Origin of the sequence: Dyella humi (genome assembly GCF_044904605.1) — a bacterium.
GTDB lineage: Bacteria > Pseudomonadota > Gammaproteobacteria > Xanthomonadales > Rhodanobacteraceae > Dyella_B > Dyella_B humi.
Window position 1 is genome coordinate 228,358 of record NZ_JADIKI010000021.1, and the last position, 21,347, is coordinate 249,704.

Annotated in this window: 13 protein-coding genes; 10 read left to right on the forward strand and 3 right to left on the reverse strand. The window is 58.8% G+C overall.

Features of this window, described 5'->3' with window-relative positions; translation table 11 throughout:
• Positions 1–59: 59 nt before the first annotated feature.
• The 3 genes from ISP18_RS01605 to ISP18_RS01615 form a co-directional block, all read right to left on the reverse strand.
• Positions 60–1,700: a DUF5597 domain-containing protein gene (locus ISP18_RS01605; protein WP_380016369.1), complete on the reverse strand. Its 1,641-nt coding sequence runs from the start codon at positions 1,698–1,700 to the stop codon at positions 60–62.
• Between the two features lie 94 nt (positions 1,701–1,794).
• Positions 1,795–4,017 (reverse strand): WD40/YVTN/BNR-like repeat-containing protein, encoded by a 2,223-nt coding sequence (locus ISP18_RS01610; protein WP_380016371.1) that lies wholly within the window; start codon positions 4,015–4,017, stop codon positions 1,795–1,797.
• Positions 4,018–4,277: 260 nt separating this feature from the next.
• Positions 4,278–7,259 (reverse strand): TonB-dependent receptor, encoded by a 2,982-nt coding sequence (locus ISP18_RS01615; protein ID WP_380016373.1) that lies wholly within the window; start codon positions 7,257–7,259, stop codon positions 4,278–4,280.
• A 1,319-nt stretch (positions 7,260–8,578) separates the two neighbouring features.
• Here ISP18_RS01615 and ISP18_RS01620 point away from each other — a divergent pair.
• The 10 genes from ISP18_RS01620 to ISP18_RS01665 all read left to right on the forward strand — a co-directional run bounded on the left by ISP18_RS01620 (position 8,579) and on the right by ISP18_RS01665 (position 21,278).
• Positions 8,579–9,601, forward strand: coding sequence for an MraY family glycosyltransferase (locus tag ISP18_RS01620; RefSeq protein WP_380016375.1), 1,023 nt, complete (start codon positions 8,579–8,581; stop codon positions 9,599–9,601).
• A gap of 53 nt (positions 9,602–9,654) precedes the next feature.
• Positions 9,655–10,590 carry a glycosyltransferase family 2 protein gene (locus ISP18_RS01625; RefSeq protein WP_404559238.1) on the forward strand — a complete coding sequence of 312 codons (936 nt, stop codon included), beginning with the start codon at positions 9,655–9,657 and terminating at the stop codon, positions 10,588–10,590.
• Complete coding sequence (locus ISP18_RS01630; protein ID WP_380016379.1) at positions 10,587–11,660, forward strand: EpsG family protein; 1,074 nt, start codon at positions 10,587–10,589, stop codon at positions 11,658–11,660. Before ISP18_RS01625 ends, ISP18_RS01630 begins: the two co-directional genes overlap by 4 nt.
• Complete coding sequence (locus tag ISP18_RS01635; protein ID WP_380016381.1) at positions 11,657–13,150, forward strand: asparagine synthase-related protein; 1,494 nt, start codon at positions 11,657–11,659, stop codon at positions 13,148–13,150. Before ISP18_RS01630 ends, ISP18_RS01635 begins: the two co-directional genes overlap by 4 nt.
• A gap of 179 nt (positions 13,151–13,329) precedes the next feature.
• On the forward strand, positions 13,330–14,817 hold the full coding sequence (locus ISP18_RS01640) for an asparagine synthase-related protein (RefSeq protein ID WP_380016383.1): 1,488 nt from the start codon (positions 13,330–13,332) through the stop codon (positions 14,815–14,817).
• The gene (locus tag ISP18_RS01645; RefSeq protein ID WP_380016385.1) at positions 14,814–15,944 is read left to right on the forward strand and encodes a right-handed parallel beta-helix repeat-containing protein; all 1,131 of its coding nucleotides are present in this window, start codon (positions 14,814–14,816) and stop codon (positions 15,942–15,944) included. Before ISP18_RS01640 ends, ISP18_RS01645 begins: the two co-directional genes overlap by 4 nt.
• A gap of 224 nt (positions 15,945–16,168) precedes the next feature.
• Positions 16,169–17,302, forward strand: a complete 1,134-nt coding sequence (locus ISP18_RS01650; protein ID WP_380016387.1) for a right-handed parallel beta-helix repeat-containing protein — start codon at positions 16,169–16,171, stop codon at positions 17,300–17,302.
• A 93-nt stretch (positions 17,303–17,395) separates the two neighbouring features.
• Positions 17,396–18,571, forward strand: a complete 1,176-nt coding sequence (locus ISP18_RS01655; RefSeq protein ID WP_380016389.1) for a glycosyltransferase family 4 protein — start codon at positions 17,396–17,398, stop codon at positions 18,569–18,571.
• A 274-nt stretch (positions 18,572–18,845) separates the two neighbouring features.
• Positions 18,846–20,015, forward strand: coding sequence for a right-handed parallel beta-helix repeat-containing protein (locus ISP18_RS01660; protein ID WP_380016391.1), 1,170 nt, complete (start codon positions 18,846–18,848; stop codon positions 20,013–20,015).
• Positions 20,016–20,378: 363 nt separating this feature from the next.
• A complete protein-coding gene (locus ISP18_RS01665) occupies positions 20,379–21,278 on the forward strand; it encodes a glycosyltransferase family 2 protein (protein WP_380016393.1) in 900 nt (299 codons plus the stop codon).
• Positions 21,279–21,347 lie beyond the last annotated feature (69 nt).

The window sequence follows — 21,347 nt, forward strand, 5'->3', positions numbered from 1 at the left end:
GCAGGGGGAGGAGTTTGCTTTCGCCCGTCTGGAAGCGTGCGAATGACATATAGCAACCATCAATACGTCGCCAACTTCACGTGCAACACCTGCGGTCGATCGGTGAAGTTCAAGCCGGAATCGGTTTGATCACCGTTCCATAGCCGCATGAAATTCCAATGCCCTTGGCTGTCGTAACGCCCTTCCTCCACGCGATCCATCAGGAAGTGCACATGCTCCCTACCCTTGCCAGGCATGAAATCCACCCGCGCAAAATAGCCGGTGACAAGGTATTCGTCCTTGCTCAGCTCCGCGATCAGCACGCCGCCCTTGGGTGGCGTATTGCCGGGCGGCGGTGTGTCGGTGCCGAACGATGGCAGGCCATAGGAAACTGTGGCGCGCCAGTCGCCCATGTCGATGGTTTGCTGATGCGTGTGTTCCGGCTCGGAGACACCCCACACCTTGCCGGCAAGGCTCAGCGTGGCGATCAGTTCACCCATCGGGCGCAGCAGGCGGTTGTTCATCGCGAAAGGTTCGTACGCCTTGGCGTCCGTATCTTTCGAGCCCAACGGCCAGTTGGAATAGCCGGTGTAATCGATGCCGAACGGCGCAAAGCCCAGGCCCTGCTTGCCGAGAGTGGCGAAGATGTAGCGCGCGTAAGGCTGATCGTTGCCGGTTTCGGTGACGATCAGCGGGTTGTCTGGCTGCGCGTAATGATCAAGCACAGTGGTGTAGTAGGCGTAGTCGCGGTGATAGATATCCGGCCCGAGCAGATCGATCGCGGGCGCCGCCACTTTCCAGATGAACATCACATTGTCGGTAGGGCCACCGGTGGAATAGCTGCCAGGCGGGCCGGGATGCAGCGGATCGCGCAGCGCCGCATTGGCGTACATCGGCAAGGCGTACACCGCCTTGCCCGCCGCGGCTACTTCGCCGATGAAGTGCGAGACCGACCAAGTATGGAAGTATTCCGCCGCGTCCTTGCCGAATACCTGCGTCCACGTGCCCGGCTTTTTATTGGCCGCCTTCACCAGCGTCGCGGGCACCTGGCCTGCGAACGCCTGATTGGCGGCCGGCGAATAATCGCGATCCGTGCCGTAGGTGCCGGATTCGTTCTCCACCTGCACCATGATCACCGTGTGCTGCGCGGCGTCGGCCTGATGCAGATGCGTCATGAATTGCACGAAGGCCTTGCGGTCCGCCTCCAGCGTGGCGGCGGTGAGCGGCGATAGCGAATCCAATAACTTTCCTTCACGCGTGATCACGCGCGGGAAACGCTTGTTGTCCGGCTTCACCCATGCCGGCGTGTAATGGGGGCCGTTGTTCTTCCAGGTACCAAACCACAACAACACCAAGCGCACTTTGTGCTGGCGCGCCTGAGTGAGCAGCGTATCGAAGAAACTGAAATCGAAATGGCCTTCTGTAGGCTCGATCTGCTCCCAGGCAATCGGCACCATCACGGTATTGGCGTCGACCTGGTCGATGGCGGGCCACACCTCATCCAACATCGCCGGCCAGTTGCTGGAGTTGTTCACTTGCGCGCCGAGCAACAAGAACGGCTTACCGTCTACCAGGAAAGCATGTCTGCCGTTCTCGGTAACGAAGTGCGGCATATCGTTTGGCACTTCGGCGCCGGAGGATGGCATCGATAGGCCGATGGCGAACAAGGCGACCAGTACCAGCCATAGAGACATCACTCGACGGCGTAAAGAAGCTTGCATGGGAATCACTGTGTGTGTGGATGCAGTGTCATTGACAACTCCCTCTCCATCCGGAGAGAGCGGCGTACTCGATGCAATGTTGCGCCAAGAGCGCTCATGGGCTTTCCCCATCCACCGGATCGCCATAAAACATACCGCGTCCACTAGTCGCGAAATACACGCGCCCGAACAAGCGTGGATCGCCGGTAATCAGCCGCTGACCACCATAACGATGTGCATCATCATCGATACGTAACCAATGCACGCCATCGTCGGTGGAACGATAAAGACCGTACACGCCGGCATGCTGTCCCGCGGCGAATACGGTAGGAAACGCGCTGCCCGGCGCGGCCTTGCCGAACCCGAAATCGCGCGCATTGGCCAATTCGCCCAACTGCATCACGGCGCTGCCATCATCGCGCGCACGCAGCAGCCCCAGGCCAAGGCCGCTCACGTACACCACGCCCGCGGCGTCGGACGCAGCGCGCATCTGCACCACATAGCCATGCTTCACCCGTTCGCCCAGCGCACCGGCGATGGGCTGGAAGTGCTCACCGCCATCGCGGCTGACGAATACCTGGCGCGACTTGCCGTCGTAAGCATAGAAACGTTTTGGGTCGAAGCGGTCGCTCAGCAGATGCGCCTGCGGCGACAAGCCTTGCACCGGCAGCCAATGCTTGCCGAAATCGTGCGTGAGGTAGGCATGGGGCGCATCCCGCGGGAACCACAGCACTGTCGAACCGTCGGCGGCTACGGCGATGGTGCCAGCGCCCTGCCCCGGCTGTTCGGGTTCACTGGCAAAGGCCCGCCAATGCATCCCGCCGTCTTCCGAGTAAGCGGCACGTATGGCCGGATCAAAGGGTTTGCGAAGGTATCCGCTGCGCACGATCAGCGCCGGCTTGCTCTGCGCGAAATCGATGCTTTCGCTATTGGCGTAACGCGGCGGTGCGGTGAACTGCAGCGGCGCAACGTCGAGATCATCGTGTTTGTAACCATCCAGATCGCCGATCGCGCTCAGCAGATGCGCACCTTGCGGCGGGCTGATCAAGTCCAGCCCAACGGTTTCTTCCAGGCCACGATCCTGGAATTGCCAGTGCACGGTGCCGTTCTTGTCGGCATTGCGCATATCGGTGGACATCCATACGCCGTAGCCAGTTACGAACCACACGCGATCGGCGTCGTACGGATCGATCGCGATGGAAGCAAGCCAGTGCGGCGTATGCTCGCGCGTCCAGACGGCATCGCTGTTGTCGAACTGCGAGCGAGCGAAAATTTCCTGCCAGTGATGGCCGCCGTCGGTGCTGCGGAACAATTCGTCCTTGGGCGTGTAGTGCGCGAAGGTGGCGGTCATCACCACCTTGGGATCACGTGGGTCGACCGCCACCACACCCCAGCCATAGCCGCTCGGTGTTCCGATCACGTGTGGCAGCGGCGTGATGTCGGTCCAACGCTGCGCGGCGGGCTCGTATTTCCACACCGCACCGTCGTGCATGCTGTCGGGGCCCGGCTCGTCGCCGTAGCTCAGGTAATATGCCCCGTCACCGGCACGCACCATGTGATTGGGTCGCAAGCCGGCGGGCTGTCCGGATACGATGTTCCATGTGCGCCCGCCATCGATCGAGCGGAACAGGCCTGCTTCGTTGGTGGAAACACCAGCATAAAGCGTGGTGGATGGCCTGCCCGGCGAACCACTGGCTGGATCGAACACCACGAATACGATGCCGATGGCTTGCTGCCGCCAGTTGCTTTTCGCGCTGGCCGATGACGAAGTGGCCACGGCTGGAAAGCTGTCGACGTGCACCCAATGCGCGCCGTAATCGTCACTGCGCCACAAGCCCGCGTCGCGCGAGCCGAGAAACAAAATGCGCCCATCGTTGGGATCTACCGCCATCCGCTCGCCGTCGCTGCGTCCTAGCTCATTGCCGCCCATCTTGAACGGCAGATCGGCGCGCTGAAAATGTGCGCCGCGGTCAGTCGAGCGCAGTACGGCTGCGTTGCCTACGCGTGGGTCGTTGTAAGTGCCGGAAAGGAGATAAAGACGATCGGGATCGTGCGGATCGACAGCAAGGCTGTCGATGCCGAGCAGATTGTTGTCTTGCGCGCTGACCCAATCGGTAAGCGCGGCCCAACGCATGGCGGACTGGTCCCAGCGATAAGCGCCACCGACGTCAGTGCGGGCGTAAAGCAGACCCTCGGCGGCGGGTTGATAAATTAGGCCGCTGACGAAGCCGCCGCCGCCGATGCGGACGCTGGTGAAGTGGTAGGGGGTAGTAGGTTCGGAAGCCTGGAGATTGACAGCAAGTAATAGTGAACAGGCAGCGGCAAAATATCGATACATTTTCCGGAAGCTTGTTCTTGCCTTACCGTCATTCCGGCGAAGGCCGGAATCCAGTTTAAATATGCGTCCGAAGGACACGACATCCTTTATGTTGAATGCTTCGCACAACGTGTTTGAACTGGATTCCGGCCTTCGCCGGAATGACGATGTGAAAGTTCGCAGCAAGATTGGCCCCTCACCCCAACCCTCTCCCCAGCGGGGAGAGGGAGTAGAGCAGCATCCCTCTCCCTGCTGGGGAGAGGGACTTACACGCCGCTTCATCAGAACGTAGCCCGCATCACCAGCTCATAGCGTCGGTCAGTGACGAACCAGCCACGCGGGTACAAGTTATAGTCCACGACGCCATTGCCGTAGCTGGTCGGACCCATGATCGTCTTCACCGTCGAGTTGGTGAGATTGTTCATCGTCAGGCCAACCTGCACGTTCTTATTGACCGTGTAGAACACCGAGGCGTCGAGCTGGCCATAGCTGTCCGACCACATCGGCAAGTGCGTGTTGGCGTCGCTGGTGCTGAGCAGGTAGCGCGAACGCCAACTATAGGCCAGGCGTGCCTGCCAACTGCCGAGCTGGTACATGCCGGCCAGATTGAAGCTGTTCCTGGACAGGCCGACCATCGGCAGCGGGAAGCCGGTGACCACTGCGCCGCTATACGGGTTGGTGGCTGTATTGATGCCGCCCTCGCTGTGCACGTAGGTGTAGTTGGCCTGCATGCCCAGGCCTTTCAGCCAACCCGGCAGGAAGTCGTAGAACTGGTTGTAACCAATCTCGGCGCCGCGAATCATGCCGGTGCCGATGTTGTACGGACGCGTCACCGACCATTGCTGGTTGTTGTACGTCTCCGTATACGTTTCCTGGGCGATGTAATTGCCGATGTCCTTGAAGAAGGCGGTGGTATACAACGAGCCAGTTGGCGCGAAGTACCATTCCAGCGCGGTGTCGTACTGCTTGGCGATCATCGGCTTCAGGTCGGGGTTGCCGGCCGTGCCCGTCCATTGCGTGACGGCGGTCTTGTCCGTGTTGATCGTTGCGCCCAACAGCAGGAATGGCTGCATCTGGGCGAAATCCGGACGCGTCATCGCTTTGGATGCAGCCAGTCGCCATTGCAGATCGTCGGTCAGCTTGAAGCGCAGGTTGAAGCTGGGCAGCGCATTCTGATAGTGGCCGCTGCCGCTGAGTCCGAAATATTGGCCGGTGTACTCCGCCATCAACGCTGGCGGAAGGTCATTGCCGGCCAAGTTCGGGTATTGGCCTTCGCCATTCGTCCGTTCACTGGTGCGCACCAGGCGCACGCCAATGTTGCCGTCGACCGGAATACCCAAGGCACTGTCATTACCGAAATACAGAATGCCGTAGGCTGCCTGAGTCTTCTCGCCCTGACTGTTGAGATCACCTGGGGTGATCTGCACCGGCTTCCAGCCGCCGGACGCTTCGATGGATTTCAGGATCGAGTAGGCCTGCGAATAGTTGGTCGCCAGCGAACCGTTGGGGAAGTACAGCGAAGGCACCGTGACCTGGCCGCGGAAGAATCCGCTGAACGAATACAGCGAAGCATAGTTGGGCAGACTACTGTTCATGGTAGCCAAGCCGCTCGGCGTATTGATCGTCGCCCACGGCTGGGTGATCGGCCCCCAGTTGTAACCGGTGCTCACGTTGTCTTCGCTGCGGCTGGTGGCACGCACACCGAACTTCATGTACTGCAGCCATTTGCTATCCTCGAAATCGTATTCAAGGTCGAGGCGAGCAGCGCGTTCCATGCCGCTTTCGTTCTCCTTATGGTCCATCGCTGCGGACCAGAAGTAGTTTGCGGCGTTGTTGACATAGCCCGCGGGATTGATCGTAACCATGGGCATGCCATGGCTGCCGTTGGTGCTAAGGAATACGCCTGGCAGATAGGTCTGGCTGAAGACGGTGAAATCGGTCTCGTCACTGTTGGATTTCACCAACTGTAGATCGCCACTCAGGATCATGTGGTCGTTGAGGTTGTACTTGAAGCCGTTCGACCAATCGGTCGTCGTGGTGGTCTGCACCTGATAGCGGGTATCACCATTGAAGGCCACGCCGTTCTGGCTGGCCGGGTAGTTACCGCGCCAGGTATCGGAATTCAGGTAGCCGCTCTGGAAGATGCCCTGACCGTTGTAATTGAACGTGGTGCCGTTCGCCGGCGTGATGTCGGAATTGCTGTCGGCGAAAATGGCACCGTGCTCAAGCCAGTTCATGTCGTACTTGGAGCGTATGAACTGGGAATAGATTTCCAGGTTCTGGGTCGGCCGCCATTGCAGAGCACCGGCAAGTCCCATGCGCCGGCGCTGGAAGTCCAGCGTGCGCCAGTCCGCTCCGCCCGGCACGTATACCGTGCTCAGGCCACTACCGGCGGTCGCCGCCGCATCGGTGCGCCTGGTGAAGGGCTCGAGCTGGATACCATCGGTCTGGCTGGACAGCTCCGAGTAGGACACGTTGAGCAAGGCGCCGAATTCGCCGAGGCTCTCGCTCTTCCAGCGATTGCTGTAAAGGAACGATGCGGACGGCTTGCTCTTCTTCGAAATGTCCCCTTCGTTGACGCCGGTGGAAAAACCGACCTGCTGACCCGGCGCATCGAACGGCATGCGCGTGCGCAAATTCACCGTGCCGCCGATGCCGCCTTCGGTGATCTCAGCGCTGGGGTTCTTGTACACATCCACGCCGGCCATCAATTCGGCCGGGATGTCTTCGAAGCTCAAGCCGCGCCCGCTGTTGGCGGAAAAGGTGTCGCGCCCGTTCAGCTGGCTGGAAACCTGAGTCAGGCCGCGGATCATCACACCACTGCCTTCGCCGGCGGGGTGGTCCGCATCGTTGGGCGAGACGAAGCGATCGATGGTCACGCCACTGATGCGCTGTAGCGTCTCGGTGACGCTGCGGTCGGGCAAGGCGTTGATGTCCACCGCGGTAACAGAATCCACGATCTGGGTGGCGTTCTGTTTCAGCTGCTGCGCCGATTCCAGGCTCGCGCGGATGCCGGTGACGGTAACTGCCGCCAGGTTCTTGGCTTCTTCTTTTTTCTTCTTTGCCGGGCCGGTGGTCGGCGCCCCGGTTTGGTCACTGGGACCGGATTGCACAGACGTACCGCTGTTGCCGGAGGCGGATGCTGCATCCTGAGCGTGCACGGAGGTCGCACCGTATGTGAAGGCCAATCCCATCGCTACCGCTACCGCCAATTTGGCGCTGGATACGGCCTTGGACCGCACAGGACGTACGACATCGTGCATTTCGGATGCTTGCACTTTCCCGATCATAAGCAATGTTCTCCCCACAGTTACCCGTGCCGGCAGGCCTTGGCCTGTCAGCTGTTCTTGTCATTTCGGGCCACCAGCCCGATTGGTGCATCCGCGGCAGACTCCCCTATTTCGTTGTCAACCGCTTCACGATGCTTGCAGTGGATGCTGCGGCTTAGCTTTTTGTCGGGCAATTACGAAATTGATGGAGCGAGTTAACGTTTCTTCGTTTGCGGTTGCCACATTGCATCGATCCAAATGGCTAATTGGGCTGGTTTTTTCGGTTTTCGGCTTTCTGAAATTTTGGTGGCTTGTGAGGGTGCCGCGGCCCGCTGTGTGGATGACTGCTTTGGCTTGCCTGGTGATGAGCCGCCTTTGTTTTGCAGTCTCATGCCGTCGTGCCTGTCTTCACACACGACCACCGCCACATCAGCAAGCACACCAAGTACGACGACGTTTTTCGTAAAGCCTCCTGATGCGACGACTCGCAAAGAGACTTCTTGAGTGCACAGCTCTCCCTTCGTGAGAGGGTGCCGACAAGCCTGCCCTCGACTTGATCGGGGGGCGGGAGAAGTTCGACCGAGGCGCTGCGCTGACGTCTTGCGCACGCCGTTGTGATCGCGCACTGATCACACCCTCACTTCAACCCCTCTCCTCGCGCGGCCGTCACGTCTACTTGCAGCAGGCGACGAAACTTCTTCTTTGGATATCCATGCAGCGACCCATGAAACGCAAACAACAAACAGAACGTTGAGTCTGGCCACTGTTTCATCGCTGATACAACTCAACAGCTATCAGAAAAATTCTGCGTCATCACTCTCAGTAAATAGCGCATACAGCGAGTCACATATCTGTCGCACACAATGCATCTCCACTGCACATTCATGAACACACCACACATACAACATTCCAAATTCCACACGAGCAACACACACTTTTTACGATGATCACAGCTACACAACACAGCGGTGCGCAAACCCAATGCTTCACGCAACAATCACTTTCAAAAGAATTTCTACTATCACAATCTTGAATGAAAATATGCGATTTACAGCTCGTTTCTTAACGTCACATACACTGCCAAACTCATAGGATCGCCCACCAAGCACTACGTGTGTTGTGCAATGTCCGCGACGGAAGCAGGGGCCATCGCGCTACATGTGAAAGTCGTGTAGTCGGGAGAATCCATGCAGTACCGGATGCTAATTTCGTGCGTTATCGCAGCTTCGTCCTCTACCTCCGCCATGATTCTGCTCTATCACCATGCAGAGTCTATCGGGCTCGTCGATCGACCCAACGAACGCAAGCGGCACGTGGGGAACATTCCACTCATCGGCGGCTTATCCGCGCTCTTCGGCATCATCGTCAGCATGTGCTTCGAAGGACAATCGCTTCTGTTCACGAACGCACTGCTAGGAACCGGCGCCGTACTCGCACTCACCGGCGCGCTGGATGATCGCTTCGATCTCAGCGTGCGCATGCGCCTGCTGGTGCAGACGGCCGCCGTGCTCACCATGATCTATTGCACCGGCGTGTATGTGCACACGCTTGGACATCTGTTTGGTTACAACCTCGAACTCGGCACGGCCGGCATTCCGCTCACCTTGATCGCAGTGGTCGGCCTGCTCAACGCGTTCAACATGATGGATGGCATCGATGGCCTGGCGGGCATGCTCACGCTGGTGAGCATTGGCGCGATCAGTGTGTTTCAAGGCTTTTCGCAGTGGCACAGCGTCATTCTGCTGTTGCTGCTAGCCGCTGCGCTATTGCCTGATCTTGCTGCCAACTTGGAATTGGTCGGACGCAAGGTGTTCCTGGGCGACGCCGGTAGCGTCATGATCGGTTACTTCCTGGCGTGGACGTTGATCCAGCTCAGCCAGCAACCCCATCCGCATCTGTCGACCGTGGACGTACTCTGGTGCGTCGCGCTGCCCGTGCTCGACACATTCGCCGTGATGATGCGTCGCATACGCGCAGGCAAGTCGCCGTTCAAACCCGACCGCGGCCATATCCATCACATCATGATGAATGCCGGTTTCAGCGCGCACACCACGTTAGTGCTACTGGTGGGCTTGGCGATGGCGCTGGTTTGCATGGGCACCTTGACACGCAATCTCGCACCCGGCAGCAACCTGCTTACTTTCGTCGCGATCACCCTTATTTATGTTGCCTTGACCGGCCGGCTCTATCGCGCGCAGCAAGCTCGCCAGCCGTCCGACGCTACCGCAACGCAATCGCTGGCACCAATGATCGCGCATTTGCATCTGTCGGCGTTGAGCTATCAGGACCCTGACGAAGACTCCGATGAGGAGACCGTGAAATCCTCCGAGCAATGACGAATCCGAAAGACTACCGCGCTAGCCGATCAGAGAATCAGGACGTGGTTACCATGGGTCGAAAGAACAATGTAATGCCAATGATGGAAGAACCGAATACCGTCGAGACGAATGCCGTCGAGGAATGGACCAGCCACGATCTGCGCAACATCCGTCCCGGCGATACGGTGCCAGTCAGCGTGGTGGTGCCGTGCTTTCGTTGCGCGCATACGATCGATCACGCCGTGGCATCAGTGGCAGCGCAGATGGTTCTTCCCGCCGAGGTGCTATTGGTGGATGACGGTAGCAACGATGGCACGCTCGAGCGCCTGTCGGAAGTTGCGCGCAACTATCCACCCGGCTGGGTCAAAGTGATCGCCATGCCACGCAACTCGGGCCCATCGGCAGCACGCAATCGTGGCTGGGAACAGGCCAGTCAGCCATGGGTCGCGTTTCTGGATGCCGACGACAGCTGGCATCCGCAAAAGCTGAAACTGCAGATGGAAGTGCTAGCCGACGATCCGCAGATCGCGCTGATCGCGCACGAGATGAATGTGCAAACGCGCGCGACGCCGGCGCCGCCATTGCGCTATCCGCTTCAGGTTCGCGTCTTACCGAACCGTCTGTTGATGTTCCGTAGCCCGCTCCCGACCGCCTCGATCGTGCTTCGCCGCGACCTGCCCTTCCGTTTCGACGAAACCCGCTGGCGCGCGGAAGACTTCATGCTGTGGGCGCAGATTCTGCTGTCTGGCTACCGCTGCGCAAGGCTCAACCAAGTGCTGGCCTCGTGGCACAAGCCCCCGTTCGGCGCGAGCGGATTGAGCGGCGATCTGGCCGCCATGTACGAAGCCGCCGTGGATGTTCGTAAGACCTTGCATCAACAGGGCTTGCTGAGCTGGTGGCAATGGCAGCTTGCCGATGCCATGAGCCTGGTGCGCTATGCACGGCGGCGCGTGATCACCTACGCGCGTCAACATGAAGGTTGGCCGATGGTCAGGCGCAGCGCATGAGCGAGTCGATCATGATGCCCTCCACGACGCCCTACGTCGAACATTCCAGCACGTCGAACATCACGACGAACGCACGCGTGATGCTAAGCATGATGCTGGTCGCGGCGGCCTTCCTATTTAGTGATCTGGTGGTCGGTCTGCGCAGCATCGACGTGGGTACCGATACCTATGTCTATGAGGAGGTTTATCGCGAACTGCGCGGCGGCCCGATCGAAACACGTTTCGAGCCCGGTTTCCTGCTGGTTACGCGCCTGCTTAGCATCTTGGGCTTCAGCGTCGAGACCTACCAGTGCGTGCTATTCGGCCTGCTGCTGTTGATGGTGGTGCTGGCGGCGCGCCACTATTTCAATTACCTGGGCAGCACGCGCGGGTATATGACGTTCCTCATCGCAGGCGTGATGTTCCTGTTCATATCGCCGATGTTCGTGAACGCATCGATCAACGCGGTGCGGCAAGGGTTGGCCGCGCTGCCGGTGTTCACCGCCTTGCTGGCCTTCCATCAACGCCAGTGGCGCACGTTCTTCATTTATGGCGTGATCGCTACCTGCTTCCACTACTCGTCCCTGCTCTATCTCGCTTTCGCGCCACTGCTGCTGGTCAACCTCAAGCTGCTGCGTATTGCCGCCTTGCTGGCCTTCATCGCGTATTGCACGGGCGTGACGATGATCGTGGTGCGCGCAGCCGTACCCGCGCTTTACAACGCCGTGATGGATTACAGCCTCGGCGCCAAGTACAAGTCCGGTGTGCGCCTCGACTTCGCGGTATTTTCAATCTTCTGGTATGCGCTCCCGTTCATGATGTCCGGACTGGTGCGCAAACCGTTCAATACGCGCCTGAAGGACAGCACGGCAGTCTACCTGGTCATGTTGCTGCCGTTCTTTGCGGTTGGATGGGGCAACTTCTCCAATCGTTTCCTGCTGTCGTCCTATATGGCGATATCGCTAATGGTCGCAGCGATCTTTTTCCATAGCCGTCTATCGATACTGCGCAACCCCATATTGTTGCGTGGTGGCCTGGTGGTTTCCTGTGCTGTTTTCTATTACTACGTGGCCAATCAGGTGCTTGTATGAGCGCATCGCTGAGCGAGTACTCCAACACGGCGTTTGAAACCGTGAGGCGAATTCAGATCAATACGTCGCCCAATGCCGGAGAAGTGGATTTATCGCCGCTCATCGATCATGCCCAGGACTTCGCATCACTCGACCTGGTCTCGATCGCGGACATCCTTCGCAATGCCTTCGTCTATCCACCGCATACCATCTACCGCGACGTGAAGATCGCTGCGACGGGTTTCGACCCGGCGCAGGATCTGCACGACAATCCACGCTTCCACTTTCCCTTCCAGCACGCGCTGGCGCCATCGCGCCCATCCGCCGATGCGGTGGATGACGATAAGCTGCTGCACACCTATCACCACCTGCTATGCGACGCGGTCGCGCGCAGCACCGCCGGCATGCGCTCGCCATGGCTGCTGCAGAGCGGTGGCAAGGATTCCACTTCCATGGCGATCGCGCTGGCTGATGTGCGCCCCGATAGCACCTGCCTTACTTACCTGGGCGGCAAGGAGGAAGACGAAGTTGCCTCGGCGCGCTTCGTGGCGCGGCAGCTTGGGCTTCGCCACGAAGTGCTGGTATGCGATCCCCGCCGCGCCTACGACCGCTACCTGGCGGTGCTGCCGCGCATACCGCTGCTCAGCGCGGATTTCGCTGCGCTGTCGTACGTGGATCTGGCTACCGAAGTGAGCTTGGAACAAGGCGACGGCATGATCGATGCGCTGGGCTCGGATCAATATTTCGGTGTACCGCTGCATCGGCAAGACTACATACTGGCGATGCTGGCGCGCGGCCTGCGCCTGCCTCAGAGCATCTTCCAATCACCCCTGGTTAGCCGCAGCTTCAAACTGTGTTTTGCGCTAGCCACCTTGCAAATGGGCGAGTTCGAGCGCTACTTCCCCGGCTCACGTTTCAGTGACGTCGAGGTCGATACGCTCTTTGGCTGGACCATTTCGACGTGCTCGCAACGCCGCATGGAGACTTTCCATGCCGACATCGCCGCCGCGGCTTCCGCCGAAGCCGTGCGCCGGATTTCACTGGTGGTTGGCGAATCGGCGCACTTAGCCAAAGGCATGAATGCCGCCCACGCGCTGTCGCTGCGGTTGGCCTATCCGTATGCCGATCCGCAATTCCGCGACTGGATCTTCCATCACGTGCCCAGTGAGCGCCTGATCGGCCCGGGCGGCGTGAACAAGGTGCTGATGCGCCAGTACATCGGCCGCCGCTTCCAGCAATTGCCCTACGTGCAAGCCAAGGGCTGCTTCCGCTTCGATCTGCGCGGTCTCGCCCGGCAGCGCTTCGACCAGATTTACGCCTTTGCCCAGCAGACGCAGATGCTGCTGCCCGGTGCGCCGCACTGGCTGGAAACGCATCGCAATCGCCTGGACAACAAATATTTCGCGTCCAAGTTCTACTTGCTCGCCATGATTTTGCCGTGGCTGTTGAGCCGCATGCATCCGACCACGGCTTCCGAAAACGTCACCGTCGACGAAAAGGTGACGTCATGACAGGGAAGATAAAACACAGGCAAGTACATGTGTCCGCCAGCGTTCGAACCTCGATCGCTGCGACGCCGCCACTCATTAAGCTCCGTTCCGCGCTTTTGCGCCATCCATGGTTGAAGCGGAAAAAGCTTCACGGCCGCCTACGCAGGCATCTGCTGCCGCGCCACGCACCCGGTGATTTTATGACATCCGCCATGCTTCCCAAGAAAAAACACGATACGTTCGCACGATCGCACATCCAGCTCCACACAGCGCCCTGTCAGGACAAAGTGGACTTCTCTCCGCTCGATGAGCTCGAGCGTGGTGAAGCCTCACTTGATCCGGTATCGATTGCTGACCTGCTGCGAAATACGTTCGTCTATCCACCGCACTCCATCTATCGGAACGTAAAGGTTGCCGCATCAGGTTTCGACCCGACGCAGGACATGCATGACAACCCACGATTCCATTACCCATTTCAGTCGGCTCTTGCGACGTCGCGACCAGCTTCCGACGCCGTCGACGACGATGACCTGATACGGACCTATCACCGCCTGCTGTGCGAGTCGGTGGCACGCGCAACCGCAGAGATGCACGCGCCCTGGTTCTTTCAGAGCGGCGGCAAAGATTCCACCTCGACGGCGATCGCGCTTGCCGACGTGCGGCCAGATACGACCTGCCTGACGTACCTGGGGGGCAAGGAAGAAAACGAAATCGCTTCGGCACGCTTCGTCGCCAAGCAGCTGGGCCTGCGCCATGAAGCTCTGGTGTGCGATCCGGGCCGTGCCTATGATCGCTACATCGCGCTATTGCCGCGCATGCCGTTGCTCACGTCAGATTTTGCCGCCGTGTCCTACGCGGATATGGTGACGGAAGTGGGTGTGCGCCGCGGCGACGGCATCATCGATGCAGTGGGTGCCGATCAGTATTTCGGCACGCCCTTGCACGCCAAGGAACGCATACTCGGATGGCTGGCGCGCGGATGGCGCCTGCCACGGAGCATCCTCGAATCGCGACTGGTGAGCCGCAGCTTCAAGCTTTGCTTTGTGTTGGCCACATTGCAGATGGACCGCTTCGAGCGCTACTTCCCCGGCTCGCGCTTCAGCGACGCTGACGTGGATGCTTTATTCGGCTGGAATATTTCGGCTCAATCACGGCAACGACTGGAGACATACCGCGTCGACATTGCCCAGGTGGATTCGGCCGAAGCCGAACGCCGTATTTCGATGATCATCGTCGAATCCGCGCACGTGCTCAAAGGCATTTACACGTCGAAAGCGGCATCACTGCCGCTGGCTCTTCCCTATTGCGACGAACGGCTGCGCGACTGGATCTTCCATGAAGTTCCGAACGACCGCCTGATTGGCCCGGGCGGTGTGAACAAGGTGCTGATGCGCCGGTATATTGCCCAGCACTTCCAGGAACTGCCGTACGTGAAGGCCAAGGGCTGCTTCCGTTTCGACCTGCGTGGTCTGGCCAAGCAGCGCTTCGACCAGGTGTATGCCTTCGCCGAACAGACACGCAGCTTGTTGCCTGGAGCGCCGCAATGGCTGGAGGCGCATCGCGACCGGCTGAACAGCAAATACTTCGCCTCCAAGTTCTACCTACTCGCCGTCACGTTGCCATGGCTGCTGAACCGCATGCATAGCGTGTCCCATTCGACCACTCGCGCCGAGGAACGCGTGTCATGAGTAAAAAACGTTTCGACTCCATTTCCGCCACGCGTCGCGATTTTCTGCGCCATTCATTGCTGATCTTGCCGCCCATCGCCTTGTCGGCGTCGCTATTTCCTCGCACAGCTTGGGCTTGGCAGAGTACGGGCGGAACGGTGATCAACGTTCGCGACAAGGGCGCCAAGGGCGACGGCGTGCACGACGATACGTCCGCCTTCCAGGCGGCGGTCGACGCTCTGCCGGGCGGCGGCACCGTGACAGTTCCACCTGGCAATTACATTATCGACGCCATGCGCGCCGTCAACTTGCGTTCCAACATGCTGCTGCAGTTGGCACCGGATGCCACGCTCACCGCCATTCCCAACAACTCGCCACGCTCGCACGTGATCAAGGTCTGGAGTGCGAACAACGTGCGCATTACGGGCGGACGCATCGTGGGCGAGCGCGGCAACCATACCGGCAGCGGCGGCGAATGGGGCTATGGGCTCAACATCCAGGCATCGAACCATGTGCATGTTTCGGACATGCACATCTCCGAATGCTGGGGCGACGGTATCTGGATCGGTGGAATCGGACATTTCAACGCGGTGCCATCCAGGGACGTGGTCATCGATCGAGTGATCTCCACCCACAATCGCCGGCAAGGGCTTTCCATCGGGCCGGTGGATGGCGTGGTTATCATGAACTCCACCTTCAGCGGCAGCGATGGCACCAAACCGATGTCAGGCATCGATATTGAACCGCAAGCGCAGGGCCTCGCGCGCAACATCACCATCGATCACTGCATCATCAGCGGCAATCAAGGCACCGGCATGGAGATTCACTACAACGTCAGCAATGTCACGATCAAGAACTGCACGTTCCAGGGCAACCAGGGCTATGGCCTGCTGACCGTGGACAGTCCGTCGCAGCTCACCATCCTCAACAACGTGTTCACCGGGAACGGGCTGGTCGGCCTGGTGATTGCTGGCCAGACAAGCCATGTCAAAGCCAGCGGCAATACGCTGTCTGGCAACAGCGCCCGCTATGCACGGCGCGTGGCCGCAGCGCTTGCCTCCCCCAATGCGGATGCGCAGAAGCGCGAGCTGCGGGTGGACCCCGGCACCAGTGACGTCTCGATAACGGGCAGCAATTTTTCGCAATGATCAAGGACGAATGGTTCGTGCGCCATTCCGAGAGAGAAAGCTCGCGATAGAGACATGAATGTGCTCGGCTTCGAGGAAGGAGGAATTCATATCGCCCTTAAGCAAAAGGCGGAACTTCGGCTCCGCATCCAAGTTCACGTTTCATCTGATCGTCCCTGATTCAGAGCGCTAAGTTGCACGCAAGGCTTTCGTACCAAACACATCTGCCAAATGGAGCGCGTGTCATGAATAGCTACCCTCTGCTTACCCCTGTTCCTATTTCCGGCCTAGGCATTCATTTCCGAGGCGACGTAGCCACACCTATCGTCAACGTGCGCGACAAGGGCGCCAAGGGTGATGGCAAAACGAATGATACGGCTGCATTTCAGGCGGCCGTGGATGACGTTCCGCTCACCGGCGGCACCGTGATCGTGCCGCGCGGCGACTACCGGATCGATGTAACCAAGGCGATCGTTCTGCATTCGAACATGTTGTTCTTGATGGATCCCGCCGCGACGCTGGCCGCGATCCCCACCGATAGCGGGCGTTATTGGGTAATCAAAGTGTGGGAAGTCGACAACGTGCGTATCGTGGGTGGCACTATCGTGGGCGAACGGACCGGACACCAGGGCACCACCGGCGAACAGGGATACGGCATCAACATCCAGTCGTCGACCAATGTCATGGTCAGCGACATAAATATCCGCAACTGTTGGGGTGACGGCATGTGGATCGGCGCGCTTGGAGCGGATGGCCAAGCCGTACCGGCGGTCAACGTGATGGTCAACCGCGTGGTATCCACCAACAATCGTCGCCAGGGCCTTTCCATCGGACCGGCGGAAAACGTCGTGATCATGAATTCCACCTTCAGCGGCAGCGACGGCACCAATCCGAAGGCGGGCATCGACATCGAACCGCAGCGTCAAGGCTTTACACGAAACATCACCATTAGCCATTGCATCATGACTCGCAATCGCGGCTGCGGCATGGAGGTACATGGCAATGTGATCGGTCTGTCGGTAGACAACTGTGTATTCAACGACAACTTTGGCTATGGCGTGTTGACCAATGAAGAACACGACATGAATGAAAAGGAGCCCACCGGGCTTACCTTTTCCAATAACACGTTCACACGCAATGGATTGGTGGGCGCGCTCATCGCCGGTCACAGCAATTATGTGCACATTGCTCACAACACCATGGTCGGCAATGGTTTCCGCTATCCGCTCAATCCAGGCGACGATCCGGACAGGGACTGGTGGACGCGGCACGACGCCGGGATCAGCGCGCCGGGCGATGCGGAGCACTCGGTCGAGCCGGAACTGCTCATCCGCGAAGCCGCCAGCAACGTGACCGTCAGGGACAATACGTTTACGTAAAAACCACTTCCGCACTGACACCCTGCATCTGGTGGTCGGACAACATGCTCCTCACCACGCCATAGCTGCCCTTCCCTCGTTGTGGATGACTGCATGAAATTCGCCTTCTTCGCCAACACCGATTGGTATCTCTACAATTTTCGCCTGTCGACGGCGCTTCGATTACGCAACGATGGGCACGAAGTGGTGATGATTTCGCCGCCCGGTAATTTCGGCGACCGTTTTGCCGCACATGGGTGTCGCTGGATACCGCTGGTGTCGATGGATCGCGCCAGTCTCAATCCCCTGCGTGAAGCGGTGACCCTGTATCAGCTGACGCGCGTGCTACGGCATAAGCGACCCGACCTGCTGCACAACTTCACGTTGAAGTGCGCGATCTACGGAGCGATCGCCGCACGCCTCGCACGCGTGCCAGCCACCGTGAACGCGGTGGCTGGCATGGGCTATGTATTCACCAGCGACACGCTCAAGGCGCGCACACTCCGTCCGTTGGTCAAAGCGCTGCTGCACACGGCGCTCGACAATGAGCGCTCCCTGCTTGTGCTGCAAAATCCCGACGACGCCAGCGCTTTCGGGAACACGGGACTAATCGCACCGGACAAGATCCGCGTTATCCGAAGCTCCGGCGTCAATACGTCGCGCTTTCAGCCGCCGAAACGCTTTCCCAATCGGCACGAACGTCTGCGCGTGTTGCTAGCTGCGCGGTTGCTACGCGAAAAAGGCATCCATGAATTCGTCGATGCCTCAGCGTTGCTGCGCGCGTGGGGACGCGACGTGGAGTTCATTCTTGCCGGCACACCGGACCCGGGTAATCCGCACTCGGTCAACCAGGAACAGGTGCAGCAATGGGCGGATGCCGGCCTTGTGCGCTGGCTCGGTCACGTCGACGATATGCCCGGTCTTCTCAAAACGGTTCATGTCATGGCATTGCCAAGCTATTACCGCGAAGGTGTGCCGAAATCACTGATAGAAGGTGCCGCGTGCGGACTTGCACTCATCACTACCGACATGCCCGGTTGCCGCGAAGTAGTGACGAACGATGGGGTCGATGGGTTGTGCGTGGAACCGCGCAATGCTCGTGCACTGGCCGATTGTATTATCCGATTGGATGACGATCGCGAACTGCTCTTGCAGCTCGGCCATCATGCGCGCCAGAAAGCGTTGCGGGATTTCGACGAACGCCTGGTCATACAGAGGACACTGGACGTGTATACAGAGCTTATGAATCCTTTGAACGGCCCTAGCGGTGCGGTTCGATTCATGCCTTGACTACCTCCGTCAAGCGCATCTTTGACACGATCCAATACGTTCAACCTTTATGAATAGACGTCCATACGTCTATTTACCTTTCGCATGGATAAAAAAACTCCGCGTCGACGCGAAAGCATACAGCAAACGTTGTACACAAGTCGTAATTTTGACGAATGTGAATCAAGACACAAATTCACATTTGCATTTTCACGTGTGAATGACTCACCTTACCCGCACCGTTGACAAAAAAGAGGCTTTTTCAAAGGTGAAAAGTGAGTCAGTGCTGAAATGCATGCAGGGGATTTCCCTCACATACCTGAACGTATCCACTCCACGTTATTTTAACTTCACATCTCGCCGCAAGCTGTTGTCGACGATCGCCGCTTCTCTTGCGCTATCAGCAGTAGCTCTGCCGGCTTCTGCAACTGAATGGTGGAATGCAACGCCACCTCAATCGATCGGTTCCACCGTACTCAACGTCCACAACTTCGGAGCCTCAGGTAATGGCGTGATGGACGACACCGCCGCTATCCAGGCTGCCATCGATGCGCTGCCCTCCAGCGGCGGCACGATCGTGGTGCCGGATGGCACATACATGATCAATGCAGTCACGGGCATCAGCTTGCGCTCACACACGCGCCTGTCGTTGTCCAGCTCCACATATCTCAAGGCCATTCCGAACAGCTCGGATCGCTACAATGTCGTGAAAGCATGGAAGGTCAACAACGTCGAGATCGTCGGCGGCCATATTTTTGGTGAGCGCAGCAAGCACCACGGCTCCGCTGGCGAATGGGGCTATTGCATCAATATCTCAGGCTCGAGCAATGTGTATGTGCACAATGTCTCTGTCGCCGATAGCTGGGGAGACGGCATATTGGTCGGCGGTTCCGGTTGGGGCAGCAAAATGGTGCCTTCGAACTACGTAACGCTGAACGGCGTCACGGGGACCAACAATCGACGCCAGGGCCTGACGATTACGCCGTCCAACAAAGTGTACGTCGTCAACAGCAGCTTCACGGGCTCCAATGGTACCTATCCGCAGGCCGGTGTCGACATCGAGCCGCAGACGCAGGGCAATGTCTCGCAGGTACGCCTGGAAAACACCACTCTGTCGAACAACGCCGGCAACGGACTCGAAGTGCACAACAACGTGAACGGCCTGTCGCTCTACAAAGTGACCGCCCAGAACAACAAGGGTTTCGGCGTGTACACCGGTGACCCGACCAATGTGTCAATCACGAACAGCGACCTAAGTGAGAACTATCTGTTCGGTGTGAGCATTTCGGCCAGCACCAGCTACGTGACCATTGCCAACAACACGATCGAGTGGAACGGCGACACCTGGTTCTATGATCATGGCGTGTCCATCTACACGGAGGGCTGGTCGCCGCGCGACATCTCGATCGCCAGCACCGCACGATATGTCACGCAGTATGGCAATACGATATCACCGCAAAGATAGTCGAAATTTTTATCGTGATTAAGTCAAAACCCTCTCCTTCGGGAGAGGGTTTTTTCTATGTGGCGACAAAGCGATTTGACGTTGCTTTATCGTGCGTAGGCTGGGATGACAATCCACCAAATAGAATGGCAAAACAGCTGGAATTATCAGTTCAATCTACGCGCGACTGAGGTAAGCCAAACCACCTGAATACGTCCGGTAGACGCTTCTTTCATTCCACTATCACTGCCGCTGCCGTAAAAAAACGACGGCGCTCGAACGAGCGCTAGGGAGCGAGCCCAGCGCCATAGTGGCCGCTATGCGACTTGCAGAGGGGAAGCCGCACTCACGAATGCTAGCGGCCAGGCCCGAGGATTTCATTCCATGCACGATGAGGCGAACACCGCAATCAGCGAGGCTGGCAACGATGTATTCGCTGCACAACAGGCTCCGGTAAGCGTGGTGGTTCCTTGCTTTCGCTGTACGGCGACCATCGATGATGCGATCGCTTCGATCAAGGCACAGACATTGCTCCCTGCCGAGGTCCTGCTGGTGGAAGACGGCAGCGGCGATGGTACGCTCGCAGCGCTGCACCGGGTCGCCGCTGCCCATGAGGACGGCTGGATCAAGGTGATCGCGCTAGCGGATAACGGTGGTCCATCGCGTGCGCGCAATGCCGGGTGGGAGCGCGCCGTACAGCCTTACATTGCCTTCCTCGATGCGGACGACACTTGGGGGCCGCGCAAGCTTGAGCTCCAGATGGCAGCGTTGAAAGCAGACCCATCCATTGCGCTGATCGCGCACCGGATGATTGTGCGTCCGCGTGGGACACCTATTCCCGAGTTGCAAGGGCCACCACGAACGCAGATCATCGGACGCGGCCGTTTGCTGTTTCACAACCCCTTTCCCACTGCTTCGGTGATGCTGCGCCGCGACCTGCCGTATCGCTTCGATCATCAGGTCTGGTATTCGGAGGACTACCTCCTGTGGTCACAGATCCTGTTTTCCGGTCACCGCTGCGCCAAGATCGATCAGGTCTTGGCGATCTGGAACCAGCGCGGTCCGGGCGAGCACGGACTCAGCGATAACTTCATGGCGGTCCATCGTGCCCGACGCATCATGCGCCGCCGGCTTATGCGCGAGGGCTTCATCAGCCTGCCCGAGTATCTGTTTACGCTCGCCGTGGGTGTGCTGTCCCTCATACGCCGCAAATTGAGGCCCCTCAGGCCTGCACCCATGCCAAGCGTTGAGGGTGTTGCAACGCATCGCCAAGCCTTTAAATGATGCGGCGGCGGTGAGAGATTAGAAGTGCGTAGACTGGGGTGAAAACGTCAGCATTGCGATGTATGCGCG